This window comes from Nitratireductor alexandrii (assembly GCF_004000215.1).
In the GTDB taxonomy this organism is placed as follows: domain Bacteria; phylum Pseudomonadota; class Alphaproteobacteria; order Rhizobiales; family Rhizobiaceae; genus Mangrovimarina; species Mangrovimarina alexandrii.
The window spans coordinates 579,113-597,424 of sequence record NZ_RBVY01000001.1 but is presented as its reverse complement, the minus strand read 5'-3'; the positions used below and the strand labels follow the sequence as shown (position 1 = coordinate 597,424).

The following is an 18,312-nucleotide window of genomic DNA, read 5'->3' as shown; positions in this document are numbered from 1 at the left end:
TCAGGCCGCCCGCAAACCACCGAGCAGATCGACCACCACGGGATCCAGGGACGGATCGGTGATCTTGTAGACGCCGACGGCGGCAATGGCTTCACGGGCTCGGTAGCTGACCGATGCAGGTCGGATGATAGCAGTGCCGGTTTCCGGCCCGGATTCGGTCAACACGATTGTGGTTCCGACCAATGTCGGCTCCGCATAACCCGCCCATCCGGCGGCGATCAGGCTCGGCTCGCCGACATGACGCCGGTTGAAGGCGGTGAAGTAGATCCAGTTCAGGCTGGAGGTCACCAGACCGTAATGGTTGCCCTGCGAGCGCGACCAGGCCCCGCCCGGTCCGCCGCGCCGTCCGGTCACCCGGCGGAACGCCATGACCCGATCGCGCTTGAAGATGAAGGTGGCCGAGCGCATGACGAGATTGGGACGCGAGGGCACGTTGAAATAGGTGAAATAGATCCCCTCGGGCAAAGGCGGCAGGGGCCGGTCCGAGAGCAGATCGAGCATGGCCGCCGGCATGCCGGCGGCCGGAACCCCCCCGGCCTCCGGATTCGGCGGGGTAAAAAGCTGCTTTTCGGAGATGTCGAAATATGCGCACAGCTTGCGCGTGTTTTCCGTGCCCGGCAGCGCCTTGCCGTCCAGATATCTGTCGAACTGGGCGCGACTTATGCCGGTTTCGCGACACACTTTCGCGACCGACCCCGCCCGCCGACAGAGCGCCTTAAGCCGTCCCGAAAAAGCCGCATGTAGCCACATTGCTTGGCTTATCTAGAGTTGTTTTCCAACATCTCCACAGCAAGGCGCGATCGCAACGGTAAAAACTTCAACCCTGACTGCATCGTCCTTACCCCTTTTCGGCCGACCGAACGCCCCGTCACGTACCGCCGGAATGCCCCACCACCGCCGGTACACTTACAAACCCGGGGCGGGCTCTAGCACGAACGTTCCTCCTCGTGATCACCATTATTCAGGATGTCCACCAGGTGGATGACATCGAAAAGAGTTCTTGTCGCCGGTTTTCAATCGCGTCGAACGAGCTTCATCGCCCCTACGGCGGCTACGATCACTAAAATATTACAATAAAAAACAATAAAAAATCACATAAAATTGGAAGAAATCGAAGAAATATCTACGAAAACGAGGCTTAAAATATATGATCGCACATATTTTCGACTGAAACCTGACAGTTTTCTACGAATTTTCAAACCATCTTGCCGGGATTCATGATGCCGGCCGGATCGAAGGCGTCGCGGACGCGGCGCATCAAATCGGTCGCCACCGGCGGCGCCGAGGCCACCAGCTCGTCGCGCTTCATCTGGCCGATGCCGTGCTCGGCGGAAATCGAGCCGTTGAAGGCGCGCACGATCTCATGCACGTGGTCGTTGACCTCGCGGTAGCGCGCCTTGAAGGCCGTGCTCGATGCACCCTGGGGTTGCGAGACATTGTAGTGCAGATTGCCGTCGCCCATATGGCCGAAGGTCACCAGCCGGGCCCCGGGCTCAAGCGCATGCACGGCACGACCGGCCTCCTCGATGAAGTCGGGGATCGCCGCCACCGGCACGGAGATGTCGTGCTTGATCGACACCCCCTCCGCGCGCTGGGCTTCCGACATCGCCTCGCGCAGGCGCCAGAAGGCATCGGCCTGGGCCAGGCTTTCGGCAATGACGGCATCGACGGCCAGGCCCTTGTCGAGACCGGCAGATAAAATGTCCTCGATCAGCGCACGCGCATCGTCGGGCGAGCGCCCCGACGATATCTCGACAAGCACGTACCAGTCATGCGCGTCCCGCAGCGGGCGGACGGTGCCGGGCACGTGGCGCACGGCGAAATCGACGGCGAGCCGCGCGCAAAGCTCGAAGCCGGTCAGCCCGGTGCCGGCCCGTTCGAGCGCATCGGAAAACAAGGCCAGCGCCTGACGCGGCGAAGAAAGACCGACCCATGCCACCTCGCGCCCCTTCGGCCTGGGAAAAAGCTTCAAGACGGCGGCGGTGATGACACCGAGCGTGCCCTCGGCGCCGACGAACAGGTTTTTCAGATCGTACCCGGTATTGTCCTTCCTGAGCTTGCGCAGATCGTCGAACACCTCGCCCGTGGGCAGCACGACCTCCACACCCAGGCACAATTCGCGCGCATTGCCGTAGGCAAGCACCCCGGTGCCGCCCGCGTTGGACGACAGATTGCCGCCGATCTGGCACGAGCCCTGGGAGGCAAGCGACAGCGGGAACAGCCGGTCGGCCGCGTCCGCGGCCTGCTGCGCGGCCTCAAGCACCACGCCCGCCTCGGCAATCATGGTGTTGGAGGCAACGTCGATCTCGCGAATCCGATTGAGACGGGACAGCGACAACACCACCTGGCGCCCGCTCTGGTCCGGCATTTGGCCGCCGACCAGCCCGGTATTGCCGCCCTGCGGCACGATCGGCGTGCCGGTCTCGCTGGCGAGCGCGAGCACCTGCGAGACCTCGTCGACCGAGCCGGGGCGCAGCACGAGCCGGCTGCGGCCGGGAAACAGGCCGCGCGGCTCGGTGAGATAGGGGGACATGTCCTGCGCGGCGCGCAGCGCGTGGCGCTCGCCGACGATCGCGGCAAAGCGCGCGATCAGATGCGGGGGAAGCGGGGCGTCGTCGTCGCTCATCTGTCGGTCCTGTCCGGTCGGGCGGCGGGATCGGGCCGGCCGGCGCGGCCGCGGCGGTGTCGTCCCGGGACGCTATCGGGCGCAGGCCGCCTTGTCACCGGGGGGCGGCCGCGCGCCGCAGCCTGTCATTGATCGCCTCGCCGAGACCGGTCGCGGGAACGGGCTCAGCCGCGATCACCGACGCGCCCGATCGGTCGAGCGCCTGCAAATGGGAAAACAGATTGGCCGCCGCCTCGCGCAGATCGCCGGACGGCGAGAGGTTCAAGACGAGGACGGCCTTGTCGGCGCCCGCGATGCGTTCTGGCCCGAAGGCAAGCAAGACCTCGCCGGGCGCGACCCTGTCTGCATCGAGCCGCAGGCCGGCTCGCGGCGCGTAATGCGACCGCATCATGCCCGGCGCCTCGATGCCGCCGGCGTCACCGCGCAGCAGCGGGACGCCCAGAACCGCTTCGATCTCCTCCGCGGCGATGCCGCCCGGGCGCAACAGGCGCACGCCGTCGGGCTCAACCTTGACGATGGTCGATTCCAACCCGACGGGGGTCGGCCCGCCATCAACGACCAGCGCGATCCTGTCCCCCAGATCGGCCGCGACGGCGGCGGCGGTGGTGGCGCTGATTCGGCCGGATGAATTGGCGCTGGGCGCCGCCAGCGGCCGGCCGGCGGCCGCGATCAATTTTGCCGCAAAACCGCGCGGCATACGCAATCCGACGCTCGCAAGCCCGGCCGTCACCAGCGGATGGATTTGTGCGTCGGGCGCAAGCGGCACGACGAGGGTGAGCGGTCCCGGCCAGAAGGCATCGGCCAGTTTGCGCGACAGGGCGTCGAAGCGACCGATCCGCTCCGCCATCGCCCTGTCGGCGACATGCACGATCAGCGGATTGAAACGCGGCCGGCCCTTGGCCTCGAAGATGCGCGCCACCGCCGCGCCGTTGGTGGCGTCGGCGGCGAGGCCGTAGACGGTCTCGGTCGGCAGCGCTACCGGCTGGCCGGCATGGACCAGGGCGATTGCGCGCTCGAGCGCGGTTTCCTCACTGACGATATCGGCCATCACGCGTCCAGACTGTGCACGCGGCATTGCCTATCCCGCACGCGCGCGCGCGGCAAGTAACCCTGCGTCATCATTTCGTTAATCGGTCGAATGGTACGGTTTCCGCCAACGGGATCGTAGGGCGCACGCCGTAGGGTTTAAGCAGCGTCATAGGGTTCACGCCGCGTAGCTGGCGGGAGAGTGATGAAGGTTCTGGCAACGGCAACGATCGCATTGGTTCTTGCGACGGCGGGGGAGGCATTTGCCTCGTCCTTCGTGACGCTTGAAGCCCTGCCTGCGGGGCCGTCTGCCTCGATCATCGTCATGGGCGAGCCGGCCGTTGGAGACCCGCCAGTGGTGCTTGCCGCGCCGGACGCGACCATCAAGACGGCCGCCTTGTCGGAAACCCGCCCCGGCTCCCCGGCCGAGGCTGCCAGGGCCCTGTTCGGCCATCCGCCCGATGACGGGAGCGAGGCCGGGTCCGACCGCGTCGCCCCGCTGGTGCCGCGCCTCAGCCGCTCGATGATCCTGCTCGGCGAACCGGCACCGCGCGCGGCACGCACAAAACGGGCGACATCGCTTGCCGGGCGCCAGCCGGCCATGCCGATGGTGATCCGCGGCGGGCTCGTCGGCAAGGCGTTTCCGGCCGCCGCCACGAGCGCGCCGGTTCCCGTGGAGATCGTCGCCGAACCGCCGCCCAGTCCCGACATCCCCGTCGCAACCGAACGCCGCACGGTTTCCAGCGACAGGCCGGCGCCGCCCGCTCCCGGTCGCAGGAAAACGCCCGAGCCGCCGGCCCTGCCGCCCGCGCCGCCGCCGCCACCGCCGCCGTCGCGCGCACTGGAATAGGGCGCCGGACGGCCGGAAAGACGCGTTCTAACCGGCGATGCGCGAGAAATCGGCGACCTGGCCGGTCGCGGCAGGAATACGGGCCAGAAGGGCGAGCCGGTTGGCGCGCACGGCCTCGTCGTCGGCATTGACCAGCACTTTTTCGAAAAACGCGTCGACCGGGCCGCGCAGGCCGGCAAGCGCCCGCATGGCGGCCTGATAATCCTGCTCGGCGAGCGCGGCCGCAGCCTCGGCTTCGGCCGCCACCACCGCGTCGAACAACGTCCGTTCCTCGCTTTCGGCAAACAGCGCGGGATCGACGCTGCCGGCAACCGGCGTGCCCTTCTTTTCCTCGGCGGCGAGAATATTGGCGGCGCGCTTGGTACCGGCGAGCAGGTTCTGCCCGTCCTCGCTGTCAAGCAGCGCGCCCAGCGCCTCGACCCGGCGGACGATCAAAAGCAGGTCGTCCGCTTCTGGCGTGATGACCGCGTCGATCAGATCGTGCCGCGCGCCCTTATCGCGCAGATAGACTTTCAGCCGGTCGTGGAAAAAGGCGAGCAGGTCGGCATCGACGCTTCGGTCATCGCCGGACGGCGAACGCGTTTCGTCCCGGCGGATCCGGTTCGCGCTCCCGAAAAGCTCGATGAGGCTCAACCGCACCCCGTTTTCCACCACGATGCGGATCACGCCGAGCGCGGCGCGGCGCAGCGCGTAGGGATCCTTGGAGCCGGTCGGCTTTTCGTCGATCGCCCAGAAGCCGGTCAGCATGTCGAGCTTGTCGGCCAGCGCGACCGCGATCGAGACCGGCTCGGCCGGCACCACGTCGGAGGGGCCGAGCGGGCGGTAATGCGCCTCGATGGCGGCGGCGACCGCCGGCTCCTCGCCCTGGAGCTCGGCATATTTGCGGCCCATGGCGCCCTGCAGTTCGGGAAACTCGCCGACCACCTCGGTCTGCAGGTCGGCCTTGGCGAGCACGGCGGCGCGGCGGGCAAGCCCGGCATCGGCGCCGACCGCCGGCGCCAGTTCCTCCGCCAGCCCGGCAATGCACGCGACGCGCTCTCCCTGCGTGCCGAGTTCGGCGTGAAAGGTGACGCCCAGATGATCGAGCCGGGCCATGCGCTGGTCGAGCGGTTTTTTAAGGTCGAGGCCGAATTTTTGCGCCGAGGTTTCCAGTCCGGCGAGATCGGGCAGGTCGGCCTGGTCGGTCTTCCAGAAATGAACGGCGTCGGACAGGCGCGCGCGCACCACCTTGGCATTGCCGTGCGCGATTTCCGCACCGCCGTCCCTGGCCTCGATATTGGCGACCAGCACGAAGCGGTTGGAGAGGTTTTCGGCCTCGCCCTGCGGGCGGGTGACGAAACATTTCTGGTTGGCGCGGATCGTCAGCCGCACGATTTCCGGCGGGATGTCGAGAAAATCCTGCTCGAACTCGCCCATCAGCACCACCGGCCATTCGACCAGGCCCGACACCTCGTCGAGCAGCCCGTCGTCGGCGACGAGATCGAGCCCGGCGGCGAAGGCGAGATTGGCGGCGTCGGCCTCGATGATCTTCTTGCGGCGCTCGGCATCGAGCACGACCCTGGCCGCCTCCAGAGCCGCGACATAGTCGTCGAAGCGGCGCACGGTGATGGGGTCCGGCGCGTGGAAGCGGTGGCCATAAGTGACGTTGGAGGCGCGGAGCCCGTCGACCTCGAAGTCGACCACTACCGGTTCCTCCGTCTCCGGGCCGAAGGTGCACAGGATCGACTGTAGCGGCCGCACCCAGCGCAGCGCGCCGGGCCTAGCCGAGGCCGGACCCCAGCGCATCGATTTCGGCCAGGGGAAATTGCGGATCACGCCGGGCATCAGCTCGGCCACGATCGCGTCGGCGGCGCGGCCGGGCTTCTCGATCACGGCGACGTAAAAGGTGCCCTTTTTCGGATCGGTCCTGGTTTCGGCCTCGTCGACCGAGGCCAGGCCGGCGGCGCGCAAGAACCCTTCGATCGCCTTTTCTGGCGCGTCGGTGCGCGGGCCCTTGCGTTCCTCGCGCACATCCTTCGAGCGCGCCGTGACACCGCGCACGTCGAGCGCCAGACGGCGCGGCGTCCAGTATTCGCGCGCCGCCTCGTAGGTCAGGCCGGCCTCGACCAGACCGTCGGTGACCAGCTTCTTCAGGTCGCCGGCCGCCTTGCGCTGCATGCGCGCCGGGATTTCCTCGCAACGAAGTTCAAGAAGCAGGTCAGGCATGGGTGCGGCTCGCGGGTGAGGTCCTAAGGCGTGCCGCATAGCAACTCCACCCGGCCCTGTCACCTGCGGCCGTGGCCATGAACCGCGCCTGAACGCGCCGGCCACGCACGGTTCAGTCCGGTCGTGAAAAAATTCTCCTCACAGATGAACCTTTGGCAGCGCCGCGGCGACGAAAGGCAAGACACACCGCGAGCGCGAAGGGACAAACCGATGAAAGCCGCTTCCTCGATCCTCCAGGTCCTCGCGCTGAGCGCCTGTTTCGCGGCCAACATGCAGACCGGCACGGACTTCAAGATGGCGGGGGTGCGCCGCGCCATCCAGACGATCGCGGCAAGCGTCGAGATGCCGGCCGGCGCGCAGGCCGACATCCTGACCGTCGCCGATCAGGGCTGATGCCGGGGTCGGTGCCGGCTGCCGCGCCGGGGGCGCGTTCAGCGAACGGCGATCAAAAGACAGCGCCGGCCGTCGACCTCGCACCCTTCGCGCGCCTCGCGATTGGCCTGAATCTGGCTGGCGCTGCCCCAGACCGCATGGCACTCGCGTCCGTTTTCCGACACCGCGAAGGCCTTGAATTGCGGCTTTTTCGATATGTTCGCAAGCAGCGCCTTGCAGTGATCGCTGGTCACGGGCGTGGCCTCCGGCGTGGCCGCATAGGCGCTCCCGGCAACCACCAGAACCAAACCAGCAAGCAAAAAACGTCGCATAATCACCCCATGGCCGTTCGCGGATCGGAGCGCACCCTTGACCCGGAAGCAGGCGAAAATGAGGGGCGACGCCCGCTGAAGTCAGGCGTGGAGCGAAGCGCTGGTCAGGCCGCCGCGCCGCCGGCCTCGGTGCGCAGAAAAGCCTCGCCGCAGGCCTTGGCCAGATCGCGCACCCGCAAGATATAGCTCTGACGCTCGGTGACGGATATCACGCCGCGCGCGTCGAGGAGATTGAAGACGTGCGAGGCCTTGATGCACTGATCGTAGGCCGGCAGCACGCATCGATGCAGAGCGCCCTCGCCCCGCGGCGCGCCGGCGGCCAAAAGCGCTCCGCACTCCTTCTCCGCGTCGTCGAAATGGCGAAACAGCATGGCGGTGTCGGCATATTCGAAATTGTAACGCGAATATTCCTGCTCGGCCTGCAGGAAGACATCGCCGTAGGTGACCTTTTCGGCCCCCTCGCGGCCGTTGAAATTCAGGTCGTAGACATTGTCGACGCCCTGCACATACATCGCCAGCCGCTCCAGCCCGTAGGTCAGCTCGCCCGAGACGGGCGCGCATTCGATGCCGCAGACCTGCTGGAAATAGGTGAACTGGGAGACCTCCATGCCATCGCACCAGCACTCCCAGCCCAAACCCCAGGCACCGAGCGTCGGGCTTTCCCAATCGTCCTCGACGAAGCGGATGTCGTGCAGCAAGGGATCGATGCCGATCGCCTCCAGCGAGGCGAGGTAAAGCTCCTGCAGGTTGGACGGGTTCGGCTTCAGGATGACCTGATACTGGTAATAATGCTGCAGCCGGTTCGGGTTTTCGCCGTAACGGCCGTCCTTGGGCCGCCGCGAGGGCTGGACATAGGCCGCGTTCCACGGCTTCGGCCCGAGCGAACGCAGGGTCGTGGCGGGATGGAAGGTTCCCGCGCCGACTTCCATGTCGTAGGGCTGCAGGACCACACACCCCTTGTCCGCCCAGAATCCGTGCAGAGCGAGGATCAGCCCCTGGAAGGAGCGCGTGGGATGCATATGCGGCTGGCTGGCGGTCACGGAGAACCTCTGTCGGCAGGAAAGGCGCCTCACCTCCTATTGACGCGTCCAGGCAAGGTCAAGCAGCCGGCGGCGATGGAAAAGCGATGGGCCGCGGCACCGGCAAACCGCCGGGACCAAGATGCGGCGGCTTGGATTCGCCGCCAAATGCGATATCTGTAGGGACAGAACGAGGAACCGGCCCATGTTTCGATCCGACCGACGGCCCACGCGCCTGCCAACCATCGCCAGCCTGGCGCTTGCCGCCCTTTTGGCCACCGGCGCGACCGCCGGCGCCAATGGCGCCTGGCCCGACCGCAACAGCAACACGCGCGACGACGTGACCGGCTATCTGTGCGTGACGCCCGACTGCAGCGTGGTGCGGCTGCCGCAAACGACATGTCTGTGCCAGAAGGAAAACCCGGCCGAGCGCTCGCTGCAGAAGCTTCGGCTGACCTGTTCGACCTCGGAAGGCGGACGCTGGAAAGCCTGTCCGGTGAGCCCGCCCTTCGGCAATTGACGCCGAACCGGCGCGGCGGCCACGGCGACGAGCCGGGTGTCGCGCTCGCGAGGTTGTGATCGTTTTGTGCAGATCCCGGCGGGCCCGGCAGGCGTAGATTGTTGCGCAGCCGTGCCGCGTTCGCGGCGCCCGACCGCCAGGGAGACGACCATGCCTGCCATCCATCCGCTGTCGCGCAGCGCCATGCGCGCTACCGTCGCGGCCTTTGCCGCGCTGATCATCAACACCGTTCCGGCCTCGGCCCAGTCGGGTTTCGTCGGCAATGTCAACGACCCGGTGACCGGCTGGCGGTGCGTGACGCCGTTCTGCGACACGATCCGCATGCCGCGCACCGATTGCCTGTGCCAGAAACTCAACCCGACGGAAAAATCGCTGTCGCGCCTGCGGCTGCAATGCGTGCCGCCGCGCCGCGACCCGCAAAACGCCTGCGCACTGCCGCGCGGTTTCGGCGGCTGATATTCTTTGCACGTAAATCTACGAAACGCATTCCCGGCGGGGAACCGCCCGCCCGGCGGCTGATCGCGCTCAGCTACCCGGCAAGATCAGTTCCTGGCCGGGAACGATGTTGGAGGGATTGCCGCGAAGCTGCGGATTGAGGTCGAGGATCTCGATATAACGTCCGCCGTCGCCGAGCTTTTCAGCCGCGATCGACCACAAGGACTGCCCCGGCCCGACGACATGGCTGGCCGGCCGCGCCTCGGCATCGCCGGGCTTGGCGGCACCCTGGCCGTCGTGCGCGGGCGTCTTGCCGCCGGCCTTTTCGGGCGCCGACTCGGGCAGGACGATCGGCGGGATTTCGGCCTTTTGCTCTTCGAGCGGCGGCAGGCCCTCGACCAGCTTGCGCTCGACCTCGACCAGAACGTCGGGGTCGGGTTTCATGTCGCGCGCATGCGCCCACTGGAAGGTCGCTTCCAGGCGGCGACCGGCACGCCAATAGGCATCGCCCAGATGGTCGTTGAGGATAGGATCGTCGGGCTTGAGCGAGACGGCCCGCTCCAATTCGGTGACCGCTTCCTCGAAACGGCCGAGGCGGTAATAGGCCCAACCGAGCGAATCGACGATGTAGCCGTCATTGGGCCGGCTGGCGACTGCGCGCCGGATAAGGTCGAGCCCTTCCTCCAGGTTCATGTTCATGTCGACCCAGGAATAGCCGAGATAGTTCAGCACCTGGGGCTGATCGGGATAGAGCTCGAGCGCCTTGCGGAAATTCGGCTCCGCCTTCGGCCATTGCTTCAGCCGCTCATAGGCGATGCCGCGCTGGTAAAAAATGTTCCAGTCGCCGCGCTCAGGCTCGTCGATGCGCTCGACCGCGTCGTCGTAAAGCACAGCCGCCTCGGCATATTCCTCCTTGGAGGCAAGGACGCCCCCAAGCGCGAGATAGGCGCGCATGTCGTCGGGATCGTCGCGCAGAAGCTGGCGCAGATGCGCCTTGGCCGCGTCGTGCCGGTCGAGATCGGCAAGGTTGAGGCCAAGCTGCAAGCCGGCAATGCGGCTTAACGGCGAATCAACGGGCACTTTTTCATAAAAGGAGATCGCCTCCTCGGCATCGCCCTGCTGCTCGGCCACCTGTCCGAGCTGGACCAGGGCAGCGTCGAAATCCGGCTTCAGCGCCAGCGCGAGCTGCAGATAGATGCGCACGAAGGCTTCGCCGCCGCCACGGTTGAGGGCGGTGCCCAGATCGAGCAGGATTTCGGCCGCGCCATCTGCCGGCGCGGCAACGCGCGGCGGCGTGCCGGCGCCGGTTTCGACGTCGAGCCGCAAGGCCACGATCGCGGGACGGTTTGCGGCGAAAGCCTCGGCCCGATCGAGTTCGGCCAGCGCGTCCTGCGCGCGCCCCTGGCGCGCGAGCAGTCGCGCATAGGATTCCAGCGCGCGCAGATAGGTGTCGGGGGCGGCCCCGCCCGCCGTCGTGTTCTCGGCAAGGCGGCCATAGGCTTCGAGCGCCTCGTCGACCTTGTCCGCGGCCTCGGCGATCAGCGCCTCGTGATAGGATTTGAAGACGACGAACCATTCCGGACCGTCGAGGCCGCGCACATGCGCAAGCCCGTCATCGGCCTCGCCCGCACCGAGCAATGCCCAGCCGGTCATGACGCCGGTGATCAGCCGGTCGAGATCGGATTCCAGCGCCAGTTTCAGATAGTTCTCGGCCGCGGCATAGTCCTGCTTGCCAAAGGCGTCGATCGCCAGCGCCACGCGCGAAAACCGCTCGACCTGCGGCACGGATTTCAGCTTCTCGGCCAATGGCAGCGCCGCCTCGAAATCCCCGCGCGAGATCAGCGCCAGAAGAAGGCTTTGCTGAAGCGTCTGGTTGTCGCGGTCGAAGGACAGGGCGCGCCGATAATATTTGATCGTGGAGTCGAGATCGTTGTCGATCTCCGCGATGCGGGCGGCAAGAAAGGCGCCCGACAGCGATCCGATGCGCACGGGCTCGTCGTTCGCCGCCAGAAGCGGTGCCGGCGCCGAGGCGCACAGCAGCGCCAGCGCCGCAACGCCCCATCGTCTCAAGCCGCTCGACTGCATGGCTCTCCTTCCCGCTCGCTGCCCCGCTCGCCGGCGGATTCCGACCGCATCTTCACCCCGACCATGGCATTTTTGAGAGCGGTCGTTCAACAGGCTCCCGCCGCCGGCAACGACTGCCCTGCCCCGCAGGACGGCAACGCCACGGCACGTTCACGCCGATCAGCTTACCCGGTCGATACAGAAATCGATCACTTCGAGAAGCGCGCTCTTTTGCGGCGTCTCCTTCAGCGGCGCAAGCGCGTCGCGGGCAATCCCGCCGAAATGCCGCGCCCGCGCTATCGTATCACCGATCGCGCCATAGCGCGACATCAGCGCGCGCGCCTCCTCGAGCGCCGCGTCGTCGCTGACTCCGTCCTCGATGCTCTTTTTCCAGAACCGGCGCTCCTCGGCCGTGCCGCGGCGGTAGCACAGGATGACCGGCAGCGTCACCTTGCCCTCGCGGAAATCGTCGCCGACATTTTTGCCCAGGTCGCTGGCATTGCCGCCATAGTCGAGCGCATCGTCGATCAACTGGAACGCCAGGCCGAGATTGGTGCCGTAGGAGCGCAGCGCAGCGCGTTCGGAACGCGTCGCCGAGGCGATCACCGGGCCGACTTCGGCGGCGGCGGAAAAAAGCGCCGCCGTCTTGGCGCGGATCACGGCCAGATATTCGTCCTCGGTGGTCTCGAGGTTCTTGGCGGCGACCAGCTGCATCACCTCGCCTTCGGCGATGACCGAGGCCGCGGTCGACAAGATATCGAGCGCGTCGATCGAGCCGACCTCGACCATCATGCGGAAGGCCTGGCCGAGCAGGAAATCGCCGACCAGAACGCTCGCCTGATTGCCCCAGATGGTGCGCGCGGTCTTCTTGCCGCGCCTGAGGCCACTCTCGTCGACGACGTCGTCGTGCAGCAGGGTCGCGGTGTGCATGAACTCGACGCTGGTGGCCAGCCTGACATGGCCGTCGCCGGCATAGTCGAACATGCGCGCCGCCGCCAAAGTGAGCATCGGCCGCAGCCGCTTGCCGCCCGACGAGATCAGGTGATTGGCGACCTCGGGGATCATTTCCACATCCGAGCCGGCCTTCGACAGGATGAGCTGGTTGACGCGCGACATGTCGTGCGCGGTGAGTTCGATCAGAGGTTTGATCGAGGCCTGGCCCCGCTTGCCCTCATCCAATGATACGACGACGCCCACGAAAACTCCCCGGAATCCATTTCGGGCACTCTTGGCCCACCACCCAATCTAGGGCGCGGCATGTTCGGCCTGCAAGGGGCGAATTGGCGCGGCCGGCCGCGCCGGATGGTCAGGGCGCGCTTTTGCGGCTACAAAACGCCGGTCAATTTGCAGGCACCCCATGATCGAACTCGTGCGTACCAACGACCCCGTCGTGATCTCCTTCATCGAAGCCCTGCTTCGCGACGCGGGGATCGAGTTTTTCGTCGCCGATCAGAATATGAGCGTGGTCGAAGGCTCGCTCGGCGTGTTGCCACGCCGGGTTCTGGTCAGTTCCGATATGGTGGAGCGCGCCAGGCGGCTGCTTGCCGATGCCGGCATCGCCGACGAGATCCGCAACGGCTAGCGCCATGCACCCCGCCTCCTGCACGACGGACGCCTTCCATCGCGGCCGGTTCTTTGTCGTCCAGCCGGCCGGCAGCGGCCACCGGGCCGGCATGGACGCGATGATGCTTGCGGCGGCCGTGCCGTGCGGCTTTGCCGGCCGGCTCGCCGATCTCGGCGCCGGCGCCGGCGCCGCCGCCCTGGCCGTGCTGTCGCGCTGCGGACAGGCGCGGGCCGTGCTGGTCGAACGCGAGCCGGACATGGCGGCGTTTGCCGAAAAAAGCCTGGCGCTGGCACAGAACGCGGCCCTTTCGGCACGGGCCGAGGTGCTGGTGGCCGACGTCACGCTGGCCGGGCGCGCGCGCCAGGCGGCCGGGCTCGGCGACAATAGCTTCGATTTCGCGATCATGAACCCGCCCTTCAATCGCGGCCGCGACCGGGCCACCCCGCACGCGCTGAAGCGCGCGGCGCACGTCATGCAGGACGACACGATCGAGCGCTGGCTGCGCACGGCGACGGCCATCGTGCGCCCGCGCGGCGGGCTGGCGATGATCGCGCGGCCGGAGTCCATCGGCGCGATCCTGGCCGCGCTCGAGGGCCGTTTCGGCGCCGCCGAGATCCGGCCGATCCATCCGCGGGCGGACGCCATGGCGATCCGGGTGGTGGTGCGCGCGGTGCGCGGCGCGCGCAAGATGCCGGCGATCGCCCCGCCGCTCTTCCTGCACGAAACCGACGGCGGCGGCTTCAGCCCACAAGCCGACGCCATCAACAATGGCCAAGGCGCGCTGTTCGGCGATTGAAGGGGTGCCGGTTGCGCGGACCATTGCGCAATCGTTTCGGCTCCCTACATGCGATTGAAATTCTGGAGAGCTTTGTTGAAACAGTTTTTGCAACCCTTCCTGCCGACCTCGATGCGCGCCGACGGCGTTGTCATCCCGGTGGTGCGGCTGAGCGGCGCGATCATGCCGGCCGGCAACGCGCTGCGCCAGACGATGTCGCTGGCCAGCACGGCCGGCATGCTGGAAAAGGCCTTCGCGTTCAAGAAGGCGCCGGCGGTCGCGATCACGATCAATTCGCCCGGCGGCTCGCCGGTGCAGTCGCGGCTGATCTTCCGCCGGATTCGCGACCTGGCCGAGGAAAAAAACAAGAAGGTCTACGTGTTCGTGGAGGATCTGGCCGCCTCCGGCGGCTACATGATCGCGGTCGCCGGCGACGAGATCATCGCCGACCCGTCCTCGATCGTCGGATCGATCGGCGTGGTGTCGGCCAGTTTCGGCTTCCAGGAGATGATCAAGAAGATCGGCGTGGAACGCAGGCTCTACACCGCCGGCAAGAACAAGGCGCTGCTCGATCCGTTCTCGCCGGAAAAGAAGGAAGACGTGGCGCGGCTGAAGGCGCTGCAGCTCGACATCCACCAAACCTTCATCGATCTGGTCAAGGCGCGGCGCGGCAGCAAGCTCGCCGACGATGACGATTTGTTTACCGGCATGTTCTGGAGCGGCAGGCAGGGGCTCGAACTGGGGCTCGTCGACCAGCTCGGCGACATGCGCTCCTTTCTCAAGGCACGCTATGGCGACAAGACGCGCCTGCGGCTGGTGAGCGCGCCGCGCGGGCTGTTCGGACGGCGCCTGAACCTGTTCGGGGTCGATCTGGAGCGCGGCGACGGCGAGAAAATCGCCGGGGCGCTGGCGAACGGGGTGGTGGATGCGCTGGAGGCGCGCGCGCTGTGGAACCGTTTCGGCCTTTGAAGCGCCCAATAGCGGCGCTATGCTTGCCGGTGGAATAAATCAGGCGGGCTTCGAGGGAGGCTGACCGGACATGCCACAGCTGATCTTTTTCGCACTTGCCGGCGCCGTGGCCTATATCGGCTACCGTGCCTTCCTGCGCGAGGCCGAACGGGTTTCGGCCCGGGTGCGCCGGGCCGAGCGCGAGGCGGAAACGCGCGCGTCGGGCACGCTGGTCAAGGACCCGGAAACGGGCGAATACAGACCGGCACGCGACTGAGCGGACGCGGGTTTTCATGCGCAGTCCCTCACTCACGGTCCACGCGCCGGCCAAGATCAACCTCGCTCTGCACGTGACCGGCCGGCGCGCCGACGGCTATCACCTGATCGAAACGCTGGCGGTGTTTTCGCAACTCGGCGACGTCGTGGAGCTCGCGCCGGCCGCCGTCGACACGTTCGCCATTGCCGGACCGTTCGCCGCCGCCCTGCCCGACGACGACGACAATTTGATCATACGCGCCCGCGATCGGCTGCGCCGCGCCTTCACGCAAGTTCGCGACCGGCACAGCGCGATCCGGCTGACGAAGAACCTGCCGGTGGCCGCCGGTATCGGCGGCGGGTCCAGCGACGCGGCGGCGGTGCTGCGCGGGCTGGCGGCGCTGTGGGAGATCGATGTCGACGAAGCCGGGCTGGCGCGTCTCGGCGCCGAGCTCGGCGCCGATCTGCCGATGTGTCTGGCCGGCCGGCCGCTGATCGCGCGCGGCATCGGCGAAAAGATCGCGCCTCTCGTCGACTGGCCGGCGCTGCCGCTTCTCCTGGTCAATCCCGGCGTGGCGGTGCCGACGCAGACGGTGTTTACCGGGCTCGAACGCCGCGACAACGCCCCCCTGCCGGCCTTGCCGCCGCAGCGCGACGCGCAATCGGTTTTGGACTGGCTGCGGCAATGCCGCAACGATCTGCAGGCGGCCGCGCTCGGCCTTGCTCCCGAAATCATGGAGGCGCTCGACCGGCTGTCGGCGAGCGGCGCGCGGCTGGCGCGCATGTCGGGATCGGGCGCGACCTGTTTCGGGCTCTACGACACGATCGAGGCGGCGCGGCGCGCCGAGGCCACGATCAAACAGGAACGGCCGGGCTGGTTTGCGGCCGCCGGCGCAACGCGGGGATCAAACGCATGAGTACCGGCCGGCTCGACGAAAACCGCCCCTTCATCGCCGTGGGCATCGCGGTCCTGACCGTGTCGGACACGCGCGCCGCGGCCGACGACAAGTCCGGCCGGACATTGGCCGAGCTGATCGCAGCGGCCGGCCACAGGCTCGTCGAGCGCGCGATCGTGCGCGACGAGATCGAGGCCATCCGCGCCAAGATCCTCGCCTGGTCGCAGGACAGCCGGGTCGACGCGATCATCACCACCGGCGGCACCGGCTTTACCGGCCGCGACGTCACGCCCGAGGCGATAGAACCGCTGTTCGAAAAGCGCATGGACGGGTTTTCGGAGGTCTTTCACCGGATCTCCTACGACAAGATCGGCACCTCGACGATCCAGTCGCGCGCCACAGGCGGGCTGGTCAACCAGACCTTCGTGTTCGTGCTGCCGGGCTCGCCCGGTGCCTGCCGCGACGCCTGGGAAGGCATCTTGAAGGGGCAGCTCGACTATCGGCACATGCCGTGCAATTTCGTGGAGATCATGCCGCGCCTGGACGAGCACCTGCAGCGCGGCGGCGAGATCGTGTGAACGGGCGGAAGCGGCGATCGCCCCGCGCGAAGATCGTCAACGCGGGGCGGGCCTGATCGCGGCCGCCAGCCGGCGGCGTCGGAGCCCCCGCGCCACCGTTTCCAAGCCGCCCTGCGGCCGGTAGCGCGACAGCGCCTCGGCCTTTGAAACCAGAACCCCGTCGGCCAACGGACCGGCGCGGCCGAAAAGGCGCCTCAGCACCTGCACGGCGCGCGACCGCGCGGGCGAAAACCGCGCCGGCCGGCACTGGGTGCCGACATGGTTTGCGACCGCCTCCATCCAGCCTTCGCCAGGCAGCGCGCCGGGCTCCAGCAGCAACAGCCACGTGCCACGGGCCGCCGTCAGCCCGCCGCCGAGACCACCCGGCCCGACCAGCGTGCACCCGGCCTGGTCGCCAACCGCCACGGTGGCATCCGACGAACCGCGATCATGCACGATCACCTCGCACACCAGCCCCTCCACGGCCGCCGGCACAAGCGCGGCCAGCGTGGCGGCCAGCGCCTCCTCGTCGTTCAGGGTCTCGATCACCACGGTCAGCATCCATCCTCGATACCGCATTGCAGCAACCAACGCCACGTCGGCACGCGATCGAAAAAGTTCTTGCTTTGTTCCATTTTGACCGATAGGAATAGATTCATCGAAAACGACTCGCCTTCGACGAGCGGAGACAGATCATGGAGCAGTTCGACCGCGCAGATACGGCCGCCTTTGCCGGTGGCGGCGCCGCAATGGCGAATGCGCTGATCGAGGAAAGCGGCCTGCGCGTCGGCGAAGCGCGCCGGCGCGGGCGCGCGGCGGGCATCAACCCGTCGGGCCGGTTCGAGACGCTGCGTCGCGAAGTGTTCGACGACGGCTGGGAAACGCTGGAAGAGCTGCCGCCCTTCAAGACCGAGGTGCAGGTGGAAAAGCCGCGCTCGGTGATTACCCGCAACACGTCGCCCGATATCGCCTTCGACCGCTCGATCAACCCCTATCGCGGCTGCGAGCATGGCTGCGTCTATTGTTACGCCCGCCCGACCCATGCCTTCATGGGACTTTCGGCCGGGCTCGAATTCGAGGCGCGGCTGTTTGCCAAGCCGGATGCGGCCAAGCTGCTGGAGCGTGAACTGGCCAGGGAAGGCTACGAGCCGAAGACCATCGCCATCGGCACCAACACCGACCCCTACCAGCCAGTCGAAAGACAATGGCGCATCATGCGCGAGATTCTGGAAGTGCTGGAAGCCCACAATCACCCGGTCGGCATCGTGACAAAATCGGCGCTGGTGATGCGCGACAGCGACATTCTCGCGCGCATGGCCGCCCGCGGCCTGGCCAAGGTCGCCTTTTCGGTGACGACGCTCGACCGGCGCCTGGCGCGCACGATGGAACCGCGCGCGGCGACGCCGACGCGGCGGCTGGAGGCGATGAAGGCCTTGTCGCAGGCCGGCATTCCGGTCTCGGTGATGGCCGCGCCGCTGATCCCCGGCCTGAGCGATCACGAGGTCGAGCGCATCCTGGAATCGGCCCACGCCGCCGGGGCGCGCGAGGCCGGCTACATCATCCTGCGCCTGCCGCTGGAGGTGAGCCCGATCTTCAAGGACTGGCTGCTGCGCCACTATCCGGACCGCTACCGCCACGTGATGGCGCTGATCCGCTCGATGCGCGACGGCAAGGATTACGATTCGAGCTGGGGCAAACGGATGCGCGGCACCGGACCCTATGCCTGGCAGATCGGCCGCCGTTTCGAGATCGCCGCGCGCCGGATCGGATTGAACCGGGCCAAGCTCGCCCTGCGCACCGATCTTTTCAAGCCGCCGCCGCGTGCCGGCGAACAGTTGCGCCTGCTCTAGAGCCGTTCCGCGCGCGGC

General features: G+C 67.2%; 20 protein-coding genes. 11 read left to right on the top strand and 9 right to left on the bottom strand.

Annotation, left to right across the window (positions count from 1 at the left end; genetic code table 11):
* The 3 genes from EP380_RS02845 to EP380_RS02835 all read right to left on the bottom strand — a co-directional run bounded on the left by EP380_RS02845 (nt 1) and on the right by EP380_RS02835 (nt 3,674).
* On the bottom strand, nt 1-681 hold the full coding sequence (locus EP380_RS02845) for a helix-turn-helix domain-containing protein (protein WP_127596386.1): 681 nt from the start codon (nt 679-681) through the stop codon (nt 1-3).
* A 514-nt stretch (nt 682-1,195) separates the two neighbouring features.
* Nucleotides 1,196-2,626, bottom strand: coding sequence for an FAD-binding oxidoreductase (locus EP380_RS02840; RefSeq protein WP_127596383.1), 1,431 nt, complete (start codon nt 2,624-2,626; stop codon nt 1,196-1,198).
* 94 nt (nt 2,627-2,720) lie between these two features.
* Nucleotides 2,721-3,674: an L-threonylcarbamoyladenylate synthase gene (locus tag EP380_RS02835; RefSeq protein ID WP_127596784.1), complete on the bottom strand. Its 954-nt coding sequence runs from the start codon at nt 3,672-3,674 to the stop codon at nt 2,721-2,723.
* 183 nt (nt 3,675-3,857) lie between these two features.
* On the opposite strand from EP380_RS02835, the gene EP380_RS02830 reads away from it, so the two are divergent.
* Nucleotides 3,858-4,502, top strand: coding sequence for a hypothetical protein (locus EP380_RS02830; RefSeq protein WP_127596380.1), 645 nt, complete (start codon nt 3,858-3,860; stop codon nt 4,500-4,502).
* Between the two features lie 27 nt (nt 4,503-4,529).
* On the opposite strand, the gene glyS is transcribed toward EP380_RS02830, so the two are convergent.
* Nucleotides 4,530-6,707 carry a glycine--tRNA ligase subunit beta gene (glyS, locus tag EP380_RS02825; protein WP_127596377.1) on the bottom strand — a complete coding sequence of 726 codons (2,178 nt, stop codon included), beginning with the start codon at nt 6,705-6,707 and terminating at the stop codon, nt 4,530-4,532.
* A 210-nt stretch (nt 6,708-6,917) separates the two neighbouring features.
* On the opposite strand from glyS, the gene EP380_RS02820 reads away from it, so the two are divergent.
* Nucleotides 6,918-7,100, top strand: coding sequence for a hypothetical protein (locus EP380_RS02820; protein WP_106571273.1), 183 nt, complete (start codon nt 6,918-6,920; stop codon nt 7,098-7,100).
* Nucleotides 7,101-7,138: 38 nt separating this feature from the next.
* On the opposite strand, the gene EP380_RS02815 is transcribed toward EP380_RS02820, so the two are convergent.
* Nucleotides 7,139-7,411 carry a hypothetical protein gene (locus EP380_RS02815; protein ID WP_106571274.1) on the bottom strand — a complete coding sequence of 91 codons (273 nt, stop codon included), beginning with the start codon at nt 7,409-7,411 and terminating at the stop codon, nt 7,139-7,141.
* 104 nt (nt 7,412-7,515) lie between these two features.
* A complete protein-coding gene (locus EP380_RS02810; RefSeq protein WP_106571275.1) occupies nt 7,516-8,430 on the bottom strand; it encodes a glycine--tRNA ligase subunit alpha in 915 nt (304 codons plus the stop codon).
* A 205-nt stretch (nt 8,431-8,635) separates the two neighbouring features.
* Between EP380_RS02810 and EP380_RS02805 the strand changes: the two genes are divergently transcribed.
* Nucleotides 8,636-8,950, top strand: coding sequence for a hypothetical protein (locus EP380_RS02805; RefSeq protein ID WP_106571276.1), 315 nt, complete (start codon nt 8,636-8,638; stop codon nt 8,948-8,950).
* A 150-nt stretch (nt 8,951-9,100) separates the two neighbouring features.
* Complete coding sequence (locus EP380_RS02800; protein ID WP_106571277.1) at nt 9,101-9,406, top strand: hypothetical protein; 306 nt, start codon at nt 9,101-9,103, stop codon at nt 9,404-9,406.
* A gap of 69 nt (nt 9,407-9,475) precedes the next feature.
* Here EP380_RS02800 and EP380_RS02795 read toward each other — a convergent pair whose 3' ends face one another.
* Together EP380_RS02795 and EP380_RS02790 are read right to left on the bottom strand one after the other, a co-directional pair.
* Complete coding sequence (locus tag EP380_RS02795) at nt 9,476-11,470, bottom strand: tetratricopeptide repeat protein (RefSeq protein ID WP_127596374.1); 1,995 nt, start codon at nt 11,468-11,470, stop codon at nt 9,476-9,478.
* 159 nt (nt 11,471-11,629) lie between these two features.
* Nucleotides 11,630-12,646, bottom strand: coding sequence for a polyprenyl synthetase family protein (locus EP380_RS02790; protein ID WP_106571279.1), 1,017 nt, complete (start codon nt 12,644-12,646; stop codon nt 11,630-11,632).
* 160 nt (nt 12,647-12,806) lie between these two features.
* Here EP380_RS02790 and EP380_RS02785 point away from each other — a divergent pair, with 160 nt between their 5' ends.
* The 6 genes from EP380_RS02785 to moaB all read left to right on the top strand — a co-directional run bounded on the left by EP380_RS02785 (nt 12,807) and on the right by moaB (nt 16,465).
* Nucleotides 12,807-13,031, top strand: a complete 225-nt coding sequence (locus EP380_RS02785; protein WP_106571280.1) for a putative signal transducing protein — start codon at nt 12,807-12,809, stop codon at nt 13,029-13,031.
* Nucleotides 13,032-13,035: 4 nt separating this feature from the next.
* Entirely contained in the window at nt 13,036-13,809 is a 774-nt protein-coding gene (locus EP380_RS02780) for a tRNA1(Val) (adenine(37)-N6)-methyltransferase (RefSeq protein ID WP_127596371.1), read from the top strand.
* Between the two features lie 75 nt (nt 13,810-13,884).
* The gene (locus EP380_RS02775; protein WP_238719687.1) at nt 13,885-14,757 is read left to right on the top strand and encodes a S49 family peptidase; all 873 of its coding nucleotides are present in this window, start codon (nt 13,885-13,887) and stop codon (nt 14,755-14,757) included.
* Nucleotides 14,758-14,827: 70 nt separating this feature from the next.
* A complete protein-coding gene (locus EP380_RS02770) occupies nt 14,828-15,013 on the top strand; it encodes a hypothetical protein (RefSeq protein WP_106571283.1) in 186 nt (61 codons plus the stop codon).
* A 16-nt stretch (nt 15,014-15,029) separates the two neighbouring features.
* On the top strand, nt 15,030-15,908 hold the full coding sequence (locus EP380_RS02765; RefSeq protein ID WP_127596365.1) for a 4-(cytidine 5'-diphospho)-2-C-methyl-D-erythritol kinase: 879 nt from the start codon (nt 15,030-15,032) through the stop codon (nt 15,906-15,908).
* On the top strand, nt 15,905-16,465 hold the full coding sequence (gene moaB, locus EP380_RS02760) for a molybdenum cofactor biosynthesis protein B (RefSeq protein WP_106571285.1): 561 nt from the start codon (nt 15,905-15,907) through the stop codon (nt 16,463-16,465). The genes EP380_RS02765 and moaB overlap by 4 nt, the downstream gene beginning before the upstream one ends.
* A 36-nt stretch (nt 16,466-16,501) precedes the next feature.
* On the opposite strand, the gene EP380_RS02755 is transcribed toward moaB, so the two are convergent.
* Nucleotides 16,502-17,023 (bottom strand): glycosyltransferase family protein, encoded by a 522-nt coding sequence (locus EP380_RS02755; protein WP_238719686.1) that lies wholly within the window; start codon nt 17,021-17,023, stop codon nt 16,502-16,504.
* 116 nt (nt 17,024-17,139) lie between these two features.
* Between EP380_RS02755 and EP380_RS02750 the strand changes: the two genes are divergently transcribed.
* On the top strand, nt 17,140-18,294 hold the full coding sequence (locus EP380_RS02750; RefSeq protein WP_127596361.1) for a PA0069 family radical SAM protein: 1,155 nt from the start codon (nt 17,140-17,142) through the stop codon (nt 18,292-18,294).
* Nucleotides 18,295-18,312 lie beyond the last annotated feature (18 nt).